This window comes from Streptococcus sp. HMSC072D07 (assembly GCF_001814835.1).
In the GTDB taxonomy this organism is placed as follows: domain Bacteria; phylum Bacillota; class Bacilli; order Lactobacillales; family Streptococcaceae; genus Streptococcus.
This window is the reverse complement of sequence record NZ_KV818034.1, coordinates 69,258-75,495: the sequence shown is the minus strand read 5'-3', so window position 1 is coordinate 75,495 and position 6,238 is coordinate 69,258. Positions and strand designations below refer to the sequence as shown.

Genomic DNA, 6,238 nt, shown 5'->3' with positions numbered 1-6,238 from the left:
CCTACTTTTTTACCTTTGTCAAGGACTTTTTTTCCTCTTTATCGAAATTCTGAAAAGATAAGGGAAAGAGCCAGTTAAACTGACTCCTTCTATTTAACTTGCCAATTAGTCGCACGTTCCTCTCCCCACCAGTAAGGGATCAATTCGGCAACCTTAATTGTTTTTCTTGTTTCGTAGTTCATCATGAACTCTGCTTCTTTATTTTCAGCATTCAATTCTAAGAGAAATTCTCTGCAAGCGCCACAGGGCATACCTGATTCTTCGCCGTAGGGAGGTTTATCTCGAAAGGCGAGGATTTTCTTAACTTTGGTCTGTCCTGAAAATTGATACATATTGAAGAGAGCCGCTCGTTCTGCACAGAGATGAAAAACGCCACAAGTGCCCTCCATACAAAATCCTGTGAAGATCTGACCATCTTCTGCTTCTACTGCAGCAACAACATGGTTAGCATAAACAAAGTCAGAAACCTCATGGGGATTGTATAAAGTTCGTGCTTCTTTATACATCTTTTCCCATGTATCCATCGGAAGTCCTTTTATTTAGAAATCTCTTTCAGCATGTTTTCAATATGCTGGATTGACTTTTCACGTCCGAGTAAGAAAATGGTGTCTGGTAATTCTGGTCCATGCATTTCACCTGAAACGGCAATACGAATCGGCATGAAGAGGTTTTTCCCTTTAATACCCGTTTCTTTTTGAACTGCTTTGATTTGTGGGAAGATGTTTTCTGTCACAAATTCTTCATCTGTCATTGCTTCTAGTTTCGCTTTGAAGGCTTCTAGAACAACAGGAACGGTTTCTCCTGCCATGACCTCGCGCTCAGCATCTGTCAGCTCTGGGAAATCTGCAAAGAAAAGATCTGTCAGTGGGACGATTTCGTCCACTGACTTCATTTGTGGTTTGTAGAGTTCCACCATTTTTTCAGACTTGTCAGTCAAACGCCCTGCTTCTTCTAAGTAAGGTTTAGCCATTTCAAAGATAGTAGCTAGATCAGCTCTCTTGATGTAGTCGTTGCTCATCCAGTCTAGTTTCTTCTGGTCGAAGGCTGCTGGAGACTTGCTGAGGCGGTTTTCGTCAAAGAGTTTAATCAATTCCTCACGTGAGAAAATTTCATCTTCACCACCTGGGTTCCAACCAAGAAGGGCAATAAAGTTAAAGACTGCTTCTGGAAGATAGCCTTTTTTACGGTAGTCTTCGATAAACTGAAGGGTGTTAGTGTCCCGTTTAGACAATTTTTTACCCGTTTCAGAGTTGATGATCAAAGTCATGTGACCGAACTCTGGCGCTTCCCAACCAAGCGCTTCATAGACCATGAGCTGTTTTGGGGTGTTGGCAATGTGGTCATCACCGCGGATAACGTGAGAAATCTGCATATCGTGGTCATCAATAACAACAGCAAAGTTGTAAGTTGGGTAGCCATCTTTCTTTTGAATCACCCAGTCACCACCGATGTTGCCACCTTCAAACTCGATATCACCTTTGACCATGTCATGCCATTTGTAGATACCAGACTCATTAACAGCCAAACGGACAGTTGGGATGATACCAGCTGCTTCACGTTCTGCGATGTACGCTACTTTTTCTTCTTCGCTCATGCCAAGATATTCATTGATGTAACGTGGTGTTTCACCTGCTGCTTCTTGACGTTCGCGCTCAGCCGCCAACTCTTCTTCTGTGACGTAAGATTTGTAGGCTTTTCCTTCAGCTAGCAATTGGTCGATGTATCTTTGATAGAGTTCCAAACGCTCTGATTGGCGGTAATTTTCATGAGTTTCTGGGCTTTCATCCCAATCCATGCCCAACCAGCGAAGATTTTCAAGTTGTGAGCGTTCTCCATCCTCAACATGGCGTTTACGGTCAGTATCTTCGATACGAATGATAAAAGTTCCACCATGATGGCGTGCGTAAAGGTAGTTAAACAATGCTGTACGGGCATTTCCGATGTGTAGGAGTCCTGTTGGACTTGGTGCGTAGCGTACGCGGATATCTTTTGACATAGTTTCTCCTATAAAGTCTCTAGGCGTCTGCCTTTTTGCTTTCTATATTATATCACAAGTCTCGCCTGAGTCCAATGTCTACGAATAAAGAGAGTAAAAAGAGTGGGCAAGCCACTCTTTTCTTCTATTATAGACGTGCGTTAAGCTCTTTGCTCAATTCTTCAAATCCTGGTTTTCCAAGAAGGGCAAACATGTTGCGTTTGTATGCTTCAACACCTGGTTGGTCAAATGGGTTGATGGCATTCAAGTAACCTGAAAGGGCAATTGCCAATTCGAAGAAGTAGATAGTGTAACCAAGAGTGAAAGCGTCTTGCTCAGGAAGAGTTACGTACATGTTTGGCACATCACCGTCAGTGTGGGCAAGAAGAACACCGTCAGTTGCTTTTTTGTTTACAAAGTCAACGTCTTTTCCTTGAAGGTAACCAAGTCCGTCAAGGTCTTCTTCCAAAGTAGGGATAATCACGTTCTTACGTGGTTTGTCAACACGGACAACTGTTTCAAACATGATACGAGTTCCTTCTTGGATAAATTGACCCAATGAGTGCAAGTCAGTTGAGAAGTTTGCTGAAGTTGGGTAGATCCCTTTTTGGTCTTTCCCTTCTGACTCACCAGCCAATTGTTTCCACCATTCTGAGAAGTATTGAAGTGATGGTTCGTAGTTTACCAAGATTTCAGTAGCGTAGCCTTTACGGTAAAGGATGTTACGAACTGCTGCGTATTGGTATGCTTCGTTTTCAGCAATCTTGTCTGAAGTGTAGTCTTTACGAGCTGCATTCGCACCTTCCATAAGAGCTTTGATGTCTGCACCTGATGCAGCGATTGGAAGCAATCCAACTGCTGTCAATACTGAGAAGCGTCCACCGATGTCATCTGGAACCACAAATGTTTCCCAACCGTTGGCATCTGCTTCAACCTTAACAGCACCTTTTTGGCGGTCAGTTGTTGCGTAGATACGTTTGTTAGCTTCTTCTTGTCCGTATTTCTTAACCAAAAGTTCTTTGAAGACACGGAAAGCAATAGCTGGTTCTGTTGTTGTACCTGATTTAGAAATCACGTTTACTGAGAAGTCTTTGTCAGCTACGTACTCTACCAAGTCAGCAAGGTAAGTAGATGAGATTGAATTTCCAGCGTAAAGGATTTGTGGAGCTTTACGCTCTTCTTTTGTTTGCAAGTTAGCAAAGTGGTGGTTCAAGAAGTCAATAGCTGCTTTGGCACCAAGGTAAGATCCACCGATACCGATCACAACCAAGACATCGCTATCTGACTTGATTTGCTCAGCAGCTTTCAAGATGCGGTCGAATTCTTCACGGTCGTAGTTTTCAGGAAGGTCCAACCAACCCAAAAAGTCGCTACCAGCACCAGTTCCTTTACGAATCAATTCGTCTGCAGCTGTTACTTGTGCTTGCATGTATTCCACTTCATGTGGGGCAACAAATTTGTCTAAAACTTTTGAATAATCAAATTTAATATGTGACATGATAATCCTCCAAAATTTCTTCTTTTCTATCATAACGCTTACCTTCGATTTTTTCAAGCTTTTTTATTGAATTTGCCCAATTTTTATCAGAATTCAAACGTTTGCGTAAATTTGCTAAAATATAAAAAATCTGAAAGAACGAATAAAAACGGCTAGAGACTCTAACCGTTACAATTCATTTAATAAATACTCAAATAGTTCTAAATTGCCGTCTTCTTCATTGACCAGGAACTCTGGGTGCCACTGTAAACCGATAATACGATGCTCGTCGACAGACTCAATCGCTTCCACTGTCTGATCTCGAGGGGCCACCGCTGTCACACGGAAATTAGGTGCCAGATCTTTGATACTTTGACGATGGACTGAGTTGACCTGACTTTCTCTTCCAAACAACTTAGCCACCACACTCCCTTCTACCGTCTCAATAGAATGAGAGGTCCCAAAAGGCAAGCCTTGCCAGTGACCTTCAATTTCTTGGTGGAGAGTACCACCAAAAGCAACATTGACAAGCTGAACCCCGCGACAGATTGCCATAATTGGTTTATTCTGACGAAGCGCTTCTTTCAAGAGGGCTAGTTCAAACTCATCGCGTACAAGGTTGTAATCATCGCTCTCAATGGTCTTTTTCTCTCCATAAAACTGAGGATGGACATTTTGCCCACCTGTCAAGATGAGTTTGTCGATCATTTCCACATAATCGCGCACAATGGACTCATCTCCTACAGGAATCACTAAAGGGAGACCGCCGACTTGACGAATGCTCTCTGCAAATTTACAGGATACAGATGAGTGAATGTTTTTCCCTTCTGCATCTACAGGACATAGATTTGCAGCAACTCCTACAACCGTTCTAGCCATGATGTGTCTCCTTTCGATTTTCTTGCGACAGTCTTATCTTATCACTCCAACCCTTTCCTGTCTAATATGTTTTTTTAAAGACCGTGATAAGTATTTTTTATGGATAAGAAAAAGCTGCCCAACGAGGACAACTTCTTTTTTATTCGAAGACAAATTGATTGTGATACAGTTCTGAGTAGAAACCGCCAAGTTTGAGCAACTCGTGATGATTTCCACGTTCAATAACCTCTCCATCTTTGAGGACAATAATCTGATCGGCATTGAGGATGGTCTTTAAACGATGGGCAATGACAAAACTGGTTCGACCTGCTACAACTGCCTCCATGGCATGTTGAATCTTGCTTTCTGTTACGGTGTCCACATTGGAAGTCGCCTCATCTAAGATTAAGACTTGAGGATCTGTCATCAAGGTCCGAGCGATGGAAATCAATTGTTTCTGCCCAGTCGAGAAGATATTTTGCTCATCATCAATAAGGGTATCATACTTATCAGGCAGGCTTTCGATGTAGTCATGAATATGAGTTGCCTTGGCAGCTGCTTCGACCATTTCCTGACTGGCATCTGGCACACCAAAGCGGATATTATCCCGAATTGTTCCACTAAACAAGACCGAATCCTGCAAGACAATACCAACCTTGCTCCGTAGGCTGTCCAAGTCGTAGTCACGGATGTCTTTGCCATCAAAGGAAATGCTACCTGCATCCACATCGTAGAAACGATTGATGAGGTTCATGATGGTCGTTTTCCCTGAACCAGTCGGACCGACAACTGCTATCATCTGCCCTTTAGGAGCTGAAATGCTGACATCTTTTAAAATCGGCTTGTCTGGCACATAAGAGAAATCAATGTGACTGATTTCAACACCTTCTCGCAATTCCGTAAAGGCAGGCGCATTTTGCGGACGAATCTCTTCTTCTGCATCGAACATTTCTTGGATACGATCCGCTCCAGTAAAGGCCAACTGGAGGCTCCCCCAACTCGCAGCCACCTGGATAATCGGCTGGTAGTACTGCTGAGAAAATTGGGTAAACATAACGATCAAACCTAGGGCTGTCGTTGTTTCGATACTTGGATCGTTCAGCAAGACCGCAGAACCTGCAAAAATGACGATGGCCGTATTGACCAAGCTCATCCCATTCATAACAGGAAAGAGGATGCCTGAGAACATTCTCCCTTTAAAGGTTGCCTTGCGCACGCGCTCATTTTGCTCCACAAAGCCTGCTACGATATCATCTTGAATTCCTTGTACGATAACAGCTTTCTGTCCAGAAATACTCTCATCCATGTAAGCGTTGAGTTTCCCAACCTCTTTTTGCTGGAGATTAGTGTACTTGCGGGCCATCTTCACGATGAAGACCAACATGAGAAAGGCCACTGGGGTGCTGGCTACTGTTATCAGGGCTAGCGTCACATTTCTTGAAAACATGACAAAGATCAAACCGATGTAAAGAGCAATATTGCTCATGACCTGAACTAGGCTTTCATTGAAGGCTTGAAGGATGTTGTCCAAGTCACTCGTAAAGCGAGAGAGGATATCGCCATCCTGATGGCGGTCAAAGAAAGAAACGGTCAAACGGGAAAGTTTGCCAAAAAGGCCCTTACGCATCTCATTTGTCGACTCAGCAATCACACGGGTCATCAAGGTCATGTAAATCAAACTGGATACCACTAAGGCGAGAACAACCAGAGCTAGATTCAGCATCAGAGCTGATAAACTCTGCCAGGCTAGGTCGGAAGTTCCATTTTGATAAGCCAGAACTAGGTTAGCGAGCTCCGTCACTGCTTGACCTGAAAAAACTGGAAAGAGGGCTTGGGCAATCGTCGCAACTGCAACCATTAGAATCACAATGACAAAGGAGAACTTGTAAACTTTAAAATAATTCCAGAAAAATCGAACGGTTTTCATT

At 43.2% G+C, this 6,238-nt stretch carries 5 protein-coding genes; all 5 read right to left on the bottom strand.

All coding sequences use genetic code 11. The features are described 5' to 3' along the window. Positions 1 to 89: 89 nt before the first annotated feature. Positions 90 to 524 carry a cytidine deaminase family protein gene (locus HMPREF2991_RS00665; RefSeq protein WP_070567194.1) on the bottom strand — a complete coding sequence of 145 codons (435 nt, stop codon included), beginning with the start codon at positions 522 to 524 and terminating at the stop codon, positions 90 to 92. A gap of 11 nt (positions 525 to 535) precedes the next feature. Continuing rightward, complete coding sequence (gene gltX, locus HMPREF2991_RS00660; RefSeq protein ID WP_070567192.1) at positions 536 to 1,996, bottom strand: glutamate--tRNA ligase; 1,461 nt, start codon at positions 1,994 to 1,996, stop codon at positions 536 to 538. A gap of 127 nt (positions 1,997 to 2,123) precedes the next feature. Then, positions 2,124 to 3,473 (bottom strand): glucose-6-phosphate isomerase, encoded by a 1,350-nt coding sequence (locus tag HMPREF2991_RS00655; protein ID WP_000018244.1) that lies wholly within the window; start codon positions 3,471 to 3,473, stop codon positions 2,124 to 2,126. 168 nt (positions 3,474 to 3,641) lie between these two features. Further along, positions 3,642 to 4,331 (bottom strand): gamma-glutamyl-gamma-aminobutyrate hydrolase family protein, encoded by a 690-nt coding sequence (locus HMPREF2991_RS00650; protein WP_070567190.1) that lies wholly within the window; start codon positions 4,329 to 4,331, stop codon positions 3,642 to 3,644. A gap of 139 nt (positions 4,332 to 4,470) precedes the next feature. Continuing rightward, positions 4,471 to 6,237, bottom strand: a complete 1,767-nt coding sequence (locus HMPREF2991_RS00645; protein WP_070567188.1) for an ABC transporter ATP-binding protein — start codon at positions 6,235 to 6,237, stop codon at positions 4,471 to 4,473. Between the last annotated feature and the right edge of the window lies 1 nt (position 6,238).

Excerpts from the sequence above, each read along its gene's own strand:
- HMPREF2991_RS00665 (WP_070567194.1), bottom strand. The coding sequence starts at position 524 with ATGGATACATGGGAAAAGATGTATAAAGAAGCACGAACTTTATACAAT.
- gltX (WP_070567192.1), bottom strand. The coding sequence starts at position 1,996 with ATGTCAAAAGATATCCGCGTACGCTACGCACCAAGTCCAACAGGACTC.
- HMPREF2991_RS00655 (WP_000018244.1), bottom strand. The coding sequence starts at position 3,473 with ATGTCACATATTAAATTTGATTATTCAAAAGTTTTAGACAAATTTGTT.
- HMPREF2991_RS00650 (WP_070567190.1), bottom strand. The coding sequence starts at position 4,331 with ATGGCTAGAACGGTTGTAGGAGTTGCTGCAAATCTATGTCCTGTAGAT.
- HMPREF2991_RS00645 (WP_070567188.1), bottom strand. The coding sequence starts at position 6,237 with ATGAAAACCGTTCGATTTTTCTGGAATTATTTTAAAGTTTACAAGTTC.